This window comes from Comamonas sp. A23 (assembly GCF_004522605.1).
Classification (GTDB): domain Bacteria; phylum Pseudomonadota; class Gammaproteobacteria; order Burkholderiales; family Burkholderiaceae_C; genus Comamonas; species Comamonas thiooxydans.
Map to the genome: position 1 here is coordinate 315,036 of NZ_RSDT01000002.1, position 14,838 is coordinate 329,873.

9 protein-coding genes are annotated in these 14,838 nt (G+C 63.5%); 4 read left to right on the forward strand and 5 right to left on the reverse strand.

What is annotated here, in order from left to right; all coding sequences use genetic code 11:
* Positions 1-133: 133 nt before the first annotated feature.
* Positions 134-2,947 (reverse strand): DNA polymerase I, encoded by a 2,814-nt coding sequence (gene polA, locus EIC84_RS05880; RefSeq protein ID WP_003067792.1) that lies wholly within the window; start codon positions 2,945-2,947, stop codon positions 134-136.
* A 100-nt stretch (positions 2,948-3,047) separates the two neighbouring features.
* Here polA and EIC84_RS05885 point away from each other — a divergent pair, with 100 nt between their 5' ends.
* From EIC84_RS05885 to EIC84_RS05900, 4 genes are all read left to right on the forward strand, one after another.
* Entirely contained in the window at positions 3,048-3,410 is a 363-nt protein-coding gene (locus EIC84_RS05885) for a hypothetical protein (RefSeq protein ID WP_003067794.1), read from the forward strand.
* Positions 3,411-3,522: 112 nt separating this feature from the next.
* On the forward strand, positions 3,523-4,479 hold the full coding sequence (locus tag EIC84_RS05890; RefSeq protein ID WP_003067796.1) for a homoserine kinase: 957 nt from the start codon (positions 3,523-3,525) through the stop codon (positions 4,477-4,479).
* Between the two features lie 112 nt (positions 4,480-4,591).
* Entirely contained in the window at positions 4,592-5,422 is an 831-nt protein-coding gene (locus EIC84_RS05895) for a BPSS1780 family membrane protein (protein ID WP_003067798.1), read from the forward strand.
* Between the two features lie 232 nt (positions 5,423-5,654).
* The gene (locus EIC84_RS05900; RefSeq protein WP_003067799.1) at positions 5,655-7,619 is read left to right on the forward strand and encodes a PhoX family phosphatase; all 1,965 of its coding nucleotides are present in this window, start codon (positions 5,655-5,657) and stop codon (positions 7,617-7,619) included.
* A 70-nt stretch (positions 7,620-7,689) separates the two neighbouring features.
* On the opposite strand, the gene EIC84_RS05905 is transcribed toward EIC84_RS05900, so the two are convergent.
* The 4 genes from EIC84_RS05905 to EIC84_RS05920 all read right to left on the reverse strand — a co-directional run bounded on the left by EIC84_RS05905 (position 7,690) and on the right by EIC84_RS05920 (position 14,735).
* A complete protein-coding gene (locus tag EIC84_RS05905; protein ID WP_003067802.1) occupies positions 7,690-10,173 on the reverse strand; it encodes a UvrD-helicase domain-containing protein in 2,484 nt (827 codons plus the stop codon).
* Between the two features lie 182 nt (positions 10,174-10,355).
* Complete coding sequence (locus EIC84_RS05910) at positions 10,356-11,936, reverse strand: DHA2 family efflux MFS transporter permease subunit (protein WP_003067803.1); 1,581 nt, start codon at positions 11,934-11,936, stop codon at positions 10,356-10,358.
* A gap of 7 nt (positions 11,937-11,943) precedes the next feature.
* Entirely contained in the window at positions 11,944-13,116 is a 1,173-nt protein-coding gene (locus EIC84_RS05915; RefSeq protein WP_003067805.1) for an HlyD family secretion protein, read from the reverse strand.
* A gap of 122 nt (positions 13,117-13,238) precedes the next feature.
* Positions 13,239-14,735: an efflux transporter outer membrane subunit gene (locus EIC84_RS05920; RefSeq protein WP_003067806.1), complete on the reverse strand. Its 1,497-nt coding sequence runs from the start codon at positions 14,733-14,735 to the stop codon at positions 13,239-13,241.
* Positions 14,736-14,838: the final 103 nt, after the last annotated feature.

Consider the following 14,838-nt stretch of genomic DNA (forward strand, 5'->3'; position numbering starts at 1 on the left):
AGCACTTCAGGTCAAAAACAACCTGAAATTCTTTATTAGAAAGCGCAAGCAGCTCTCTTTTTTAAGGATTCGTCTCGGCAAGACCTAGTAGCCCCGGGACGAACGCGTATCAGTGCGCCTTTGGGTGAAAAGCTCAATGCGCCTTTTCCCAGCTGCTGCCAAAGCCGATCTCGGCCAGCAGCGGCACGGACAGGTCGGCCACGCCAGCCATGATGGCCGGGATCTCGGCCTGCACCCAGTCCCTGGCGGATTCAGGCAGCTCGAACACCAGTTCGTCATGCACCTGCATGATGACCAGCACCTCGGGCTTTTCGGTATCCAGCCTGGCCTGCACGGCCACCATGGCCTTCTTGATCAGATCGGCCGCCGTGCCCTGCATGGGGGCATTGATGGCCGCGCGCTCGGCCGCTTTCTTGCGCGGGCCGTTGCCGCCGTTGATCTCGGGCAGCACCAGGCGGCGACCGAACACGGTCTCCACATAGCCCTGGGCGTGGGCCAGCTCCACGGTCTGGTCCATATAGCGCTTCACGCCGGGGTAGCGCTGGAAGTATTTGTCGATATAGGCAGCCGCAGCCTTGGTTTCAATGCCCAGGTTCTTGGCCAGGCCGAAGCTGCTCATGCCGTAGATCAAGCCGAAGTTGATCACCTTGGCATAGCGGCGCTGCTCGCTGCTGACCTCGTCCACACTCACGCCGAAGACTTCGGCGGCCGTCGCACGGTGCACGTCCAGGCCGTTCTTGAAGGCGCTCAGCAAGGCCTCGTCGCCCGACAGATGGGCCATGATGCGCAGCTCGATCTGCGAATAGTCGGCGCTGGCAATCAGCTTGCCCTCGGGTGCCACAAAGGCTTCGCGCACGCGGCGGCCTTCGGGCGTGCGCACGGGAATGTTCTGCAGATTGGGGTCGTTGCTGGACAGACGCCCCGTCACCGCCACGGCCTGGGCATAGTGGGTGTGCACGCGGCCATCGCTGGGCAAGGCCATCTGCGCCAGCTTGTCGGTGTAGGTGCCCTTGAGCTTGGACAGCGAACGGTGTTCGAGCAGCTTGGCGGGCAGCGGATAGTCCTCGGCCAGCTTTTCCAGTACCTCCTCGTCCGTGCTGCGCGCGCCGGTGGCGGTCTTCTTCACGACGGGCATACCCAGCTTGTCGAAGAAGATCTCTCCCAGCTGCTTGGGGGAGGACAGATTGAAGGGCTGGCCCGCAATCTCGTAAGCCTCTTCCTCGAGCTTGAGGATGCGCGCGCCCAGATCGTTGCTCTGGCGTGCCAGCTCGCCAGCGTCGATGCTCACGCCATTGCGCTCGATGCGAAACAGCGCTTCGCTGGTCTGCATTTCCAGCTCGTAGATATGCAGCAGACCGGCATGGGCCTGGATGCGCGGCCACAAGGTGTTGTGCACATCCAGGGTCTGGTCGGAGTCCTCGCAGCTGTACGCCGCGGCCTTGTCCACGCTCACCTGGGCAAACGGAATCTGGTTCTTGCCCTTGCCGCACAGGTCCTCGTAGCTGATGCCGCTGCGACTCACATGGCGCAGCGCCAGGCTGGTCAGATTGTGCGGACGGTCGGCTTCGAGCACATAGGACTGCAGCATGGTGTCGTGCGCATAGCCGCGCACGGTGATGCCGTGGTTGGCAAACACATGCTGGTCGTATTTGACATGCTGGCCCAGCTTCTTCTTGCCGGCATCTTCCAGCCAGGGCTTGAGCCTGGCCAGCACCATGTCCATATCGAGCTGCTCGGGCACGTCCATGCCTTCGTGGCGCAGCGGAATATAGGCGGCCTCCCCCACGGCCACGCTGAAGGAGATGCCGACGATGCGGGCCACCATCTCGTCCAGTGAATCGGTCTCGGTATCCAGCGCGGTCAGCTCGGCGGCGCTGATCTTGGCCAGCCATTCATCGAGCTGAGCCTCGCTCAGGATGGTGGTGTAGAGCACATCGCGCTGCTGGGCAGTCACGGCGACCTCGGTCGCCGCCGCGTCATCGGCATCGAACAGGCCGCCCTGGGCACTGTCCGTCTTGGCAGCCTTGCCGGGCTTGGCCGCCTTGGCTTCGGCTGCTGCGGCGCCCAGCGTGCGCGCCAGCCCCTTGAAGCCGTATTTCTCGTAGAAGGGCGCAAGCGCTGCGCTATCGGGCTCGGCCAGCGTGATGGCATCGAGCTGCGGCAGGCCGCTGATATAGGAGGACAGATCGCAATCGGTCTTCATGGTCACCAACTGGCGGCTCAGCGCCAGCTGACCGCTGGCAATCGCATCGCGCAGGTTCTGACCGGCAACGCCCTTGATATCTGCGGCGCGGGCGATCAGATTGTCCAGCGAACCATGCTCCTCCAGCCACTTGGCTGCTGTCTTGGGCCCGACCTTGGTCACGCCGGGCACGTTGTCCACGGTGTCGCCCACCAGGGCCTGGTAGTCGATCATCAGCGCCGGCGGCACGCCGAACTCGGCCGTCACTCCCGCCACGTCGCGCTTCTTGCCGTTCATGGTGTCGATGATGGTCACATGCTCGTTGACCAACTGGCTCAAGTCCTTGTCGCCGCTGGAGACGATGACCTGTATGCCCTGGGCCGCCGCGGTCTGCGCCAGCGTGGCGATCACGTCATCGGCTTCCACGCCGGGCACGGCCACCACCTTCCAGCCCAGCAGTTGAACCACCTCGTGGATGGGCTCGATCTGGCTGCGCAAATCATCGGGCATGGGCGAGCGCGTGGCCTTGTACTCGGTGTACATCTCGTCGCGGAAGGTCGGGCCCGAGGCATCGAACACGCAGACGGCGTAATCGGCCTGCACATCCTTCCTCAGCGCCTGCATCATGTTCACCATGCCGCGGATAGCGCCCGTAGCCGGGCTGGCCGGGTCGCCTGGAATCGCCCGCAGGTCGGGCATGGCATGGTAGGCGCGGTAGAGGTAGCTGGAGCCGTCCACCAGCACCAGGGTCTTGGAATTGCTCATACCCCGGATTGTGCACGCGTGCCCGGCTCCTCCGAGCTGCAGCCCAAAGACAGGCTGCGCCTGGTGGGACAATTCGAAGTCGCCCTACAATCTATGCATCATGCGCGCTGCACCACTTTTCATCATCCTGAGCCTGGCTGCCGGATCCGTTCTGGCCCAGTCCCCCACTCCTGCTCCGGCCAATGCCGTGGTCGCTCCTGCGCCCCAGGGCCAGCAGGACAACGCGGCGGCGACCGGCAGGCACAACCAGCGGATCGAACATATCCGCGTGGAAGATGCTGGCAGCCGTGTGGATGAAACCCGTGTGGGCGGTCAGACCCAGAGCATCACCGTGCAACCCAAGGTAGGCTCCATGCCCGAGTACGAGGTGCAGTCCAACGACGGCGCCCGCGCAGCCCGCAACCGCGACAACAACAGCGGCGACACCACGGGCACCCGCGTCTGGAATTTCATCAAATTCTGAAGCGCGGCGCGCCTTCCCCCATTCATGACAGGGCAGTGCTTCACTGCCCTGTTGCATATAGACACCTTCTCCCCGCTAGTTCGGTCGGTCGCCCCAGACCGGCGTATTCACCATGGCTGTTTTCACCGAAGTTTCCGATAAAGATGCGCGCGAGCTGCTGCGCCGCATGTCCCTAGGCGCGTTCAAGGAATTGCGCGGCATTCAAGGCGGCATTGAAAACACCAACTATTTTCTGACGACCGACCAGGGAGAGTGGGTGCTGACACTGTTCGAGCGCCTGAGTGCCGAGCAGCTGCCTTTTTACCTCTACCTGATGAAGCACCTGGCACAAGCCGGGATTCCCGTGCCGGACCCGCAGGGCGAGACACGCAGCGGTGACATTCTGCTCAAGGTCTGCGGCAAGCCCGCATCCATCGTCAACCGCCTGGCCGGCAAGAGCCAGCTGACCCCGGCTGCCGTGCACTGCGCTGCCGTGGGCGAGATGCTGGCGCGCATGCACCTGGCCGGTCAGGACTACAACCGCCAGCAGCCCAATCTGCGCGGCCTGCCCTGGTGGAATGAAACCGTGCCCGTGGTCCTGCCCCATCTGGGCGAGGAAACCGCCGCCATGCTGCGCGCCGAGTTGGCCTATCAGAACCATATCGCCGCCTCGGCCAGCTATGCGGCCCTGCCGCGCGGCCCCATCCATGCCGACCTGTTCCGCGACAACGTGATGTTCGACGGCGACCGGCTGACCGGCTTTTTCGACTTCTATTTCGCGGGCGTGGACACCTGGCTCTTCGATCTTGCGGTCTGCCTCAACGATTGGTGTATCGATCACGCAACAGGTGCACATGATGCCGAGCGCGCCAAAGCCATGCTTGCGGCCTACCAGTCCGTGCGTCCTCTGACCGGGCCCGAGCGCGAGTTGCTCAACGCCCAGTTGCGTGCCGGCGCCCTGCGTTTCTGGATCTCCCGCCTCTGGGACTTCCATCTGCCGCGTGAAGCCGCACTGCTGCAGCCTCACGACCCCACCCACTTCGAGCGCGTGCTGAGCCAGCGCATCGCACATCCGCTGACGCTGGACTGAGTACCAGGCAAGCTGATTGCTCCGGGGCTTTTGATGGCCCCGCTCAGCCGTCTCGGGTACAGTGCAAGAAGCGACTTTTGCACGCTCTCGCAAAAGTATTTCAGCCTCTTCCATGAAACTTCAAATCGTTCCACCCGGCACCGGTCTGCAATGGGTGCTGCAGGGTCTGCGCACCTTCAAAAGCCAGCCCCTCGCCCTTGCCGCCCTGTTCTTTCTGGGCATGGCCAGCATGTCTCTGATCTCGGCCCTGCCGCTGATCGGCCCTGTCATTGCACTGGCACTGCTGCCATGCATCTCGCTGACCATGATGGTCGCAGCATCCGAAGCCGCCCACGGCCGCAAGCCCACACCGGCGCTGCTGCTGGTGGCTTTCCGCTCCGGCAGCCAGCATCTGCACTCCATGCTGATGCTGGGCGGCCTCTATGCCGCAGGCTTTTTGCTCATCATCGGTGCCTCCAGCCTTGTGGACGGCGGCACGTTTGCCAGCGTCTACCTGGGTCAGACTCCCATGACCCGAGAACTGGCCGAAGAGCCCGAGTTCCAGTCCGCCATGTGGCTGAGCATGTTTCTCTACCTGCCGCTGTCGCTGGCCTTCTGGCATGCTCCGGCGCTCATCCACTGGCATGGCATCAGCCCCGTCAAATCGCTGTTCTTCAGCTTTGTCGGCTGCATTCGCAATATCGGTGCCTATCTGGTGTTCGGTGTCTGCTGGATCGGCGTGTTCATCGTCTCAGGCATGGCCCTGGCCATCGTGACCGGCATATTGGCCATGCTCATCGGCAGCATTGCCGGTGGCCTGATGGTGGCAACGGCACTGATGCTGGCAGCCATCTTTTTTACCTCGATTGTGTTTACCTTCCGTGACAGCTTCAGCCCGCCCGATGACGACCAGACTCTGATCGACTCCTCGTCGGGCACAGCGCCGCCATCATCGGACTCCTAAGCTCGAGCACTACCCCGCACCAGCCCCGACCCCAGGTCGGGGCTTTTTTATGGGCTGAACACAGGCCCGTGTAGCCAGATCATTCATCCCGGCGTCATCAAGCCGCCACGGCACTGTCATATTCGTTTCCTAGGATTCGCAGGACTGACCAAGGCATGCATCTCATGTCCTGGCATTCATCCAATTCAGCGCGGCCCCAAGTCTGCGCTTCACCCCACACTGCGAAACTCTCATGGCACAAAATCTGCTCAGCCGTCGTAAGGCCCTGCAACTCTTTTCCGGCGCTCCTCTGCTCCCACTGGGTTCGGTCGTGTCCGCATCCAGCCTGCTGGCCGCATGTGGTGGTGGTGACGATGACAACACAACGCCGACAACGCCTCCTGTCACCAAGAATTATGTTTCCGCCACCTTCACCAGCATGGCGGCGCCCACGCTGACCACGCCCGCCAATATGGCCACCATGTATGTGGCTTCGCAGCTCAAGGTGGCGTTCGATGACAAGAGCGAGCAGGTCTACGACCTGGGCTATGAACCCTACTTCGTCACCGGCGACATGGTGACCGACGGCAAAGGCGGCAAGATCCTCGCCGGTGGCTACTACGACATCAACAACCAGCCCATCATGGACAAAAGCGTGGCTGGCAAGGAACGCCACTTCTTCTCCGACTGCCCAGATGGCTCTTCGCTGCTGCAACTCGACAACGCCAAGGTGGACGGCGTCAAAGGCAAGCCCGTGTTTGCGGTGGTGCAGTTTGAGTACGCCAACAAAGACCAGTCCGGCAAGAGCGCCTACGGCACCCTGCCATCGCCCATCGCCGTGCTGACACTGGATCAGGATCAGACTACGGGCAAGCTGAGCCTGGTCAAGTACCACAATGTGGACATGTCCAAGGCTCACGGCCTGTGGATCACCTGCGGTGCCAGCCTCTCGCCCTGGAACACCCACCTGTCCAGCGAAGAGTACGAACCCGATGCTTTCAGCGCCAGCAACTCCTCCATGTTCAAAGCCTTCAGCAAGAACGTGTTTGGCGATGAAACCAAGGCCAACCCGTACCACTACGGCCATCTGCCTGAAATCACGGTCAACCCCGACGGCACTGGCACGGTCAAGAAGCACTACTGCCTGGGCCGCATTTCGCATGAGCTGATCCATGTCATGCCTGACAATCGCACAGCACTGATGGGTGACGACTACACCAACGGCGGTCTGTTCATGTTTGTCGCGGACAAGGAAAAAGATCTCTCCGCCGGTACGCTGTATGTGGCGCATTACACGGAGTCGCTGACCGACACCTCCACCGCCAAGATGGAGTGGATCAACCTCGGTCACGCCACCAGCGCTGAAATCGAAGCGCTGGCTAACAGCACCAAGCCCACCGACATCATGGAGTCGCTCACGACTGACCCCGGCGACGCTAGCTACACCAAGGTCTTTCTGGATGGCAGCGCCGCCTGGATCAAGCTCAAGTCCGGCATGGAGAAGGCTGCTGCCTTCCTAGAAACCCACCGCTATGCCAATCTGATGGGTGGCAGCATGGCTTTCACCAAGATGGAGGGCACAACAATCAGCATCAAGGACAAGGTTGCCTACTCGGCACTGGCCAATATCCAGACCTCCATGATCCAGAACGACAAGCTCTGGGATGCCAAGCACAATGTCAACTTTCCCAAGACGGTCAAAGCGGGCGGCATTCTGGAGCACAAGCTGGGCGGCAGCATCAAGGACACCAAAGGCACGGCCATCAACAGTGAATGGGTGCCCACAAGCTCGCACATGCTGATGATGGGCGAAGACATTGCCGCAGATGCACTAGGCAACACTGCCCACCCGGACAAGATTGCCAGCCCCGACAACCTCAAGTTCTCCGAAAAGATGCGCACGCTCTTCATCGGCGAAGACAGCGGCAACCACATCAACAACTTCCTGTGGACCTATAACGTCGAGACCAAGGCCATGTCGCGCATTCTGTCCACACCGGCAGGTGCCGAATCCACAGGTCTGCATGCCGTGGACGAGATCAACGGCTGGACCTATATCCAGAGCAACTTCCAGCACCCCGGTGACTGGAGCACTCTGCACGCCAAGGTCAAGGATCAGCTTGACGGTTTGATCAACGCCAATTACAAGGACAAGTTTGGTGCGGCAGTCGGCTACATGACGGCCAAGCCCACGCAGATGACACTCAAGGCCAAATAAGCCGCTTCAATCCAAAATGCCGCCAGCGTGATGCTGGCGGCATTTTTCATGTCCCAACGGCCCGCGAACCTCAGTCCACGATCGTCAGCTTGGCAATCGCCAGCGCCAGCCACTTGGTGCCATGGCGGCCAAAGCTGACCTGTGCGCGCGCATCGTCACCCGAGCCTTCCACGGCCAGCACCTTGCCCTCGCCAAACTTGTTGTGGAACACCGCGATACCGGCCTTGATGCCGTGCGCGGGCTCGGCCTTTTGCTGCGGCACGGGCGAACTCGCAAAGACTTCGGTCTGCTTGCCGCCCCAGCCCGAGCCGGAGCCAAACTGGCTTGCGCCCCTGGATTCCCAGGCGCCGCCAGCGCCCGATGAAGGGGCGAAACTGCCAAAGCCGCTCTGCCTGGGCGTGATCCACTTGAGCGCTTCCTCAGGCAGCTCGTCAAAGAAACGGCTCTTGACGTTGTAGCGCGTCTGGCCATGCAGCATGCGCGTCTGCGAATGGCTCAGATACAGACGCTTGCGCGCACGCGTGATAGCCACATAGGCCAGGCGCCGTTCCTCCTCCAGACCGCCACGATCCATCATGGCGTTCTCGTGCGGGAACAGGCCTTCCTCCACACCGCCGATGAACACGGCATCGAACTCCAGGCCCTTGGAGGCATGCACGGTCATCAATTGCACGGCATCCTGGCCCGCCTGGGCCTGGTTGTCGCCCGCTTCCAGCGCCGCATGCACGAGAAAGGCCTGCAGCGGCGACAGCGTCTCGCCGGTATCGGCATTGACCATGGAGGCCGCCGTACCGGCCGGCGCCTTGAGCGCCTCGTCCAGCTGCGGCTGATTCGGGTCCAGCCCCTGGCTGACAGGTGACTGGCTCAGCTGCGGTGCATTCTGCTGCTCGTCCAGCGGCATGGCCACGGCATCGCGGCCAAAGCCTTCCTGGGTCACAAAGCTCTCGGCAGCCGTGACCAGTTCCTGCAAGTTCTCGATGCGGTCCGCGCCTTCCTTCTCGTTGCGGTAATGCTCGATCAGGCCGCTTTGCTCTTCCACGGTCTCGATGATTTCACGCAGCGTGCGCCCTTGCGTCTGCTCGCGCAGCACATCGATCTGTGCAACAAAGCCCTGCAGCTTGGTGCCGGCCGTGCCGCCCACGGCCGTGACAGCGTCGCTCAGCGAGGTGCCGCTGCTGCGCGCCGTGTCCTGCAGGACTTCGATCGTGCGCGCGCCTATGCCGCGTGCGGGAAAGTTCACCACGCGCAGGAAGCTGGTGTCGTCGTGCGGATTCTCCAGCAGGCGCAGATAGGCCAGGGCATGCTTGATTTCCGCGCGCTCGAAAAAGCGCAGGCCACCGTACACACGGTAGGGAATTTTGGAATTGAACAGCGCCGACTCGATCACCCGGCTTTGCGCATTGCTGCGGTAGAGCACGGCGATTTCCTGGCGCGTGAAACCATCGTTTCTGACCAGCTGCTTGATCTCGTCGACCATCCACGCAGCCTCGGCCAAATCACTGGGCGCCTCGTAGATACGCACCGGCTCGCCCGGGCCCTGGCTGGTGCGCAGGTTCTTGCCCAGGCGGTTGCTGTTGTGGCTGATGAGGGCGTTGGCGCAGTCGAGGATATTGCTGTAGCTGCGGTAGTTCTGCTCCAGCTTGATCTGGTTTTTGACGTCGAACTCGCGGATGAAGTCGGCCATATTGCCCACGCGTGCACCGCGAAAAGCATAGATGCTCTGGTCGTCGTCACCCACGGCAATCACGCTGGCGGCCGACTCGTAGCGCCCGCCCACATCGTCGCCCGCCAGTTGCTTGAGCCACTGGTACTGCAGCTTGTTGGTGTCCTGGAACTCGTCCACCAGGATGTGCTGAAAGCGGCGCTGATAGTGGTGGCGCAGATGGACATCGTCACGCAGCAACTCGTAGCTGCGCAGCATCAGCTCGCCAAAATCGACCACGCCTTCGCGCTGGCATTGCTCTTCGTAGAGCTGGTACAGCTCCACTTTCTTGCGAGTGTCGGGGTCGGTCGCCACCACATCGCCAGGGCGCATGCCCTCTTCCTTGCAGCCCGCAATGAAGTACATCAGCTGCTTGGGCGGAAAGCGCTCGTCATCCACATTGAACTGCTTGCACAGACGCTTGATGGCCGAGAGCTGATCTTGCGTATCCAGAATCTGAAACGCCTGGGGCAACTTCGCGGCCTGATAGTGGGCGCGCAGCAGTCGGTTGCACAAGCCGTGGAACGTGCCTATCCACATGCCGCGCACGTTGTAGGGCAGCATGGCCGACAGACGCGTGAGCATCTCCTTGGCGGCCTTGTTGGTGAAGGTCACGGCCATGATGGAGCCGGGCGTGGCCTGCCCGGTCTGCAGCAGCCAGGCGATGCGCGTGGTCAGCACGCGCGTCTTGCCCGAGCCGGCCCCCGCCAGAATCAGCGCATGGCCCGCAGGCAGGGTCACCGCAGCCAGCTGCTCATCGTTGAGGCCGGTCAGCAGGGGCGAGTGAGAGGCGGGATTGGCGCCGGAATTTGCACCGTCTGGCGCGGAGTCAAGCAGGTCGATCGGGAACATAGCCCCCCATTGTAGAAATGCTGGCGACTCCCTGCGACCTGCTGCTGCTTTCGTGGCTTCATGCTCCTGAAAGAAAAGCTGCCTGCGCTTGATAAATATGGATTTCAGATATTTTCATATCTGAAAAGCATGAATATCAAACGCAAGCAGCTATCAAATCATTCAAGCCACGGCACTCACACTCAGTGTCCACCCGCACCGGGCTCAACCGTGCGGCTCGGCCTCGGTGCCAGCCAGATCGCGCAGGCTGCCAGCACAAAGCCGCCCGCGATGATGAACATGATCTGGTTGGTGGCCAGCATCACGCTCTGGCTGGTGATGAGCTGATCGAGCGCCGACAGCGCCGCATCGGGACTCATGCCCGACTGCTGCAGCCCGTGCAACACCTCGCCGCTGGCATCGCTCAAACCCACCAGATCCGCATGCTTGCGCGTCGTGCCGTTCTCCCAGGCCGTGTTGACCACGGAGACCGCGGCCGCGCCCGACAGGGTGCGCAGAAAGTTCATCAGGCCGGCGGCGTTGTCCATCTCCTGCGGCTCCACGCTGGCCAGCGCCAGCCCGGTGGTCGGGATGAAGAAGAACGGCAGACCCAGCCCCATGAACATCAGCGGCAGGGCGATGTCCCAATAGCCCATGTCCGTGGTCGCGAACGCGCGCCAGAAGGTGATCACCCCCATCCAGAACACGCCGCCAAAGATCAGCCGGCGCGGATCCACCCGGGCCGCCAGCCCGGCCGCAGCCGGCGCCACGAACAGCGCGAACAAGCCCGTCCAGGCCGTGACCAGACCCGCCAGCGTGGCCGTGTAGCCCATGAAGCTCTGCAGCCACAGCGGCGTGAGCACATTGACGGCGAAGAAGGCTGCAAACGCCAGACTGATGGTCAACACGGCCATGGAAAAGCCGCGGTGCCTGAAGACGCGCAAATCCACGATCGGGTGCTCGGCATGCAGCTCCCAGATCATGAAGGCCGCAAAGCCCACCACGGCGACCACGGCCAGCGCCACGATCATGGGCGAGGCAAACCAGTCCAGGTTCTTGCCTTCGTCCAGCATCAGCTGCAGCGAACCCACCCAGACGATGAGCAACACCAGGCCTACGGTGTCTATGGGGTTCTTGAGCAGCGGCTGCTCGTAGCGCCTGACCAGATGCCAGACCGCGAACGCGCAGACCAGGGCCACCGGGATGTTGATCAGAAAGATCCAGTGCCAGGTGTACTCGTCGCAGATCCAGCCGCCCACGATGGGGCCCAGCACGGGAGCTATCAGCGTGGTCATGGACCACAGGCCGATGGCCGCAGGCGCCATGCGCGGCGGGAAGATGCGCAGCAGCAGCGACTGGGACAGCGGCATCAGCGGGCCGCCGGCCAGGCCCTGCAAGATGCGCGCAAACACCAGCATGCCCAGCGAATTGGCCAGACCGCACAGCAGCGATGCCAGACCGAACAAGCCCATGGCCGTGGCAAACACGCGCACCGCGCCGAAGCGCGCCGCCAGCCAGCCGGTCAGCGGCACGGTGATGGCCTCGGCCACCGCGTAGCTGGTGATGACCCAGGTGCCCTGGCTGGTGGTCGCGCCCAGGTTGCCGGCAATGCTGGGCACGGAGACATTGGCCACCGTCATGTCCAGCACGGCCATGAAATTGGCCGCAGCCAGCACCAGGGCCGCCAGCCACAGCGTGCCCCCCGTCAGCGGCACCATGCCGGCGGCCATGGGCACGGCAGGCGCATCGGCCGCTGCGGCCGCACTTGCGTTGTGATCGCTCATGAGACGCTCACTGCGCGGCCGTGGTCGCCACGCCGGCTGCGTCGGCAGGGCCGCTGCGGGTGTCCACCGTCACCTGCATGGACAGGCCCACGCGCAGCGGGTTCCTGGCCAGCTCGGCGGCATCGAGCTGAATGCGCACGGGCAGGCGCTGCACCACCTTGATCCAGTTGCCCGTGGCGTTCTGCGCGGGAATGGCTGCAAACGCCGAGCCGGAGCCGCCGCTGAAGCCCACCACAGTGCCGCTGTACTTCACATCGCTGCCGTACAGATCGGACTGCAGCTGCACGCGCTGGCCCACACGCACCTTGCCCAGCTGGCCCTCCTTGAAGTTGGCATCCACATAGATCCGCTGCACCGGCACCACCGTCATCAAGGGCGCGCCGGCCTGCACGCGCTGACCGATCTGCACGCTGCGCCTGGCCACCACGCCATCGACGGGAGCGCGCACCGTGCTGCGATCCAGATCGACCTGGGCCTGATCGCGACGCGCCTGCGCCAGCTGCACCTCGGGATTGCTCTGTGCATCCGCGCCCTCGATCAAGGTGGCGTTGACCTGCTTGGCGCCAATGGCGGCTTCGCGGTTGGCCCTGGCCTGTGCCTGCGCGGCCACGGCCGATGCCAGCTGCGCCTTGGCTGCGGCAAAAGCGTTCTGCGCCTGCGTCAGCTCCTCGCCCGAGACCGAACCACTCCTGGCCAGGGCCTGGCGGCGCTGCAAATCAATGGTGGCACGCTCCATATCGGCCTCGGCCGCCAGCAGCTGCGCGGCCGCGCGCTTTTCATCGGCCTCGCGTGCCGTCACCTGGGCCTTGAGGCCGCCATCATTGGCCACATAGCCCTTGACGCGGCGCATGGCGCGGGCCAGCTCGGCCTCGGCCTGGGCCAGTGCCAGCCTGGCGTCCGTGGGATCGATGCGCAGCAGCACATCGCCTTGCTTGACGGCCTGGGTGTCCCTGACCAGCACCTCCAGCACCGTGCCGCCTATGGACGGCGTGACCTGCGCCACCTCGGCCGCCGCATAGGCGTTGTCGGTGGAGACGAAGCGGGAGGCATGCATCCACCAATAGGCGCCGGCGCCCGCACCGCCAAGCAGCACCACGCCAGCCAGCCCGGCCAGCAGCCGGTTGCGGCGCTGTTCGCGCACGGCAGGATTCGCGCTCACGGAAGAAGCGTTTTCAGTCATACAAAAACCTTGGAAATATTCATGGGACCTACGCAAACAGGAATGCAATCACGGCCTGCCGCCTGAGGCAGTCGTCTTGCCGGAACCCGTTTTGCGTAAGTCATTCAGTTCAGGAAAGTGGCTCAGGCCTTTGGCGCAGCCGCATCAGGGGCGCCGGCGGACTCGCTCCAGCCGCCGCCCAGTGCGCGATGCAGACCGATATCGAGCGTCAGGGCGCGCGACTGCACATCGACCAGCTGGCGCACGCTGGCCAGCAACTGGTCTTCGGCCGACAGCACATCGAGATAGCGCGCCAGCCCGCCTTCATAGCGGTTGCGCGCCACGCGATGCGCCTCGGTCGCGGCCATCACGGCTTGCTGCATGGCCGTCAGTTGCTGCTGCAGCGCTCGCTGGCTGACGGCGTTGTCCGCCACCTCCTGCAAGGCCCGGTTCAGCGTGCTGCGGTACTGGGCCACGGCCTCGTCATAACGGGCGCGCGCGGCACCCAGTTGCGAGCGCAAACGGCCGCCATTGAAGATCGGCAGGCTGACGGCCGGCCCCACGCTAGCGATGCCGGAGCCGCTGCGGCTCAGCATGTCCAGGCCCAGCGACTGCACGCCGACAAAGGCGCTGAGATTCACATCGGGATAGAACTCGGCCTGCTGCGATGCCACGCGCGACTCCAGCGCCTGTGCCTGCAGGCGGGCCGCCACCACATCGGGGCGACGGCCCAGCAGATGCGCCGGCAACTGCTCGGGCAAGGCCCATTGCTGCTGCCACGGTGATTGCAGGCGCCCGGCATCGAGCACGATGGCCGCACCACGATCGGGAGCGGCGCCAATCAGCGCAGCAATGCTGTTGCGCTGCAAGCCGACCTGTTCCTGCATCTGTGCCAGCTCGGCCTGTGCAGCCGCCAGACGCGCCCTGGCGCTGTGCACGCTGCCCTGGTTTTCGAGCCCGTTGGCATAGCGCTGCTCAAACAACCCGGCCGTGGTCCGGCGCACCTGCACCGATTGCTCCAGCGTCTGCGCATTGGCGGCCAGGCGCAGCAGCTGTGCATAGGCCAGGGCCACATTGCTGGACAGCAAGAGACGCGCCTGGGCTGCATCGGCCTCGCGCGCTGCCAGTTCGCCGGCAGCGGCGGCCACGGCGGCGCGCTGCTTGCCCCACAGATCCAGCGACCAGCTCAGGTCCAGCGTGGCGCGGCCGTAGTCATTCATGCCGCGCGGCGCGAAGGCCTCTGGCGTCAGATGGTTGTAGCTGAGCTTGTCCTCGCTGATCGAGGCGCGGGCGGAAAGCTGCGGCGCAGAGGCCGCCTCGCTCACGCCCAGCATGGCCCTGGCCTGCTGCACGCGGGCGGCGGCGGCCGCCATATCGGGAGCGCCCTCCATAGCCTCGGCGATCAGCTGATCGAGCTGTGCGTCGCCATAGCGCTGCCACCATTGCTGGGGGGGCCAGTCCATGGGCGGGGCATGGTTTGCAGCCTGCAGAGTCTCGGGCACGGGCTGCGCCAGCATGGCCTTGCCCTCCCATTCGGGAATCTGGGCACAGGCTGCCAGAACCGCCGGCAAGCCCAGAACCCACCAGCCATGGCGCCCGCGCCGAATCCTCTGCGGCGCGGCGGCTATGCATTGAGTCATGAAATACTTTAATAATGAACTGTACGGTACAGTATATGTTTCCAGCGTTTGAGATCGCAAGCGCTACACTGAAAGACATCACAACCGCCCCAGGACATTTCGC

Coding starts and splice junctions, on each gene's coding strand:
- polA (WP_003067792.1), bottom strand. CDS start 2,947: ATGAGCAATTCCAAGACCCTGGTGCTGGTGGACGGCTCCAGCTACCTC.
- EIC84_RS05915 (WP_003067805.1), bottom strand. CDS start 13,116: ATGACTGAAAACGCTTCTTCCGTGAGCGCGAATCCTGCCGTGCGCGAA.
- EIC84_RS05905 (WP_003067802.1), bottom strand. CDS start 10,173: ATGTTCCCGATCGACCTGCTTGACTCCGCGCCAGACGGTGCAAATTCC.
- EIC84_RS05900 (WP_003067799.1), top strand. CDS start 5,655: ATGGCACAAAATCTGCTCAGCCGTCGTAAGGCCCTGCAACTCTTTTCC.
- EIC84_RS05890 (WP_003067796.1), top strand. CDS start 3,523: ATGGCTGTTTTCACCGAAGTTTCCGATAAAGATGCGCGCGAGCTGCTG.
- EIC84_RS05910 (WP_003067803.1), bottom strand. CDS start 11,936: ATGAGCGATCACAACGCAAGTGCGGCCGCAGCGGCCGATGCGCCTGCC.
- EIC84_RS05895 (WP_003067798.1), top strand. CDS start 4,592: ATGAAACTTCAAATCGTTCCACCCGGCACCGGTCTGCAATGGGTGCTG.
- EIC84_RS05885 (WP_003067794.1), top strand. CDS start 3,048: ATGCGCGCTGCACCACTTTTCATCATCCTGAGCCTGGCTGCCGGATCC.
- EIC84_RS05920 (WP_003067806.1), bottom strand. CDS start 14,735: ATGACTCAATGCATAGCCGCCGCGCCGCAGAGGATTCGGCGCGGGCGC.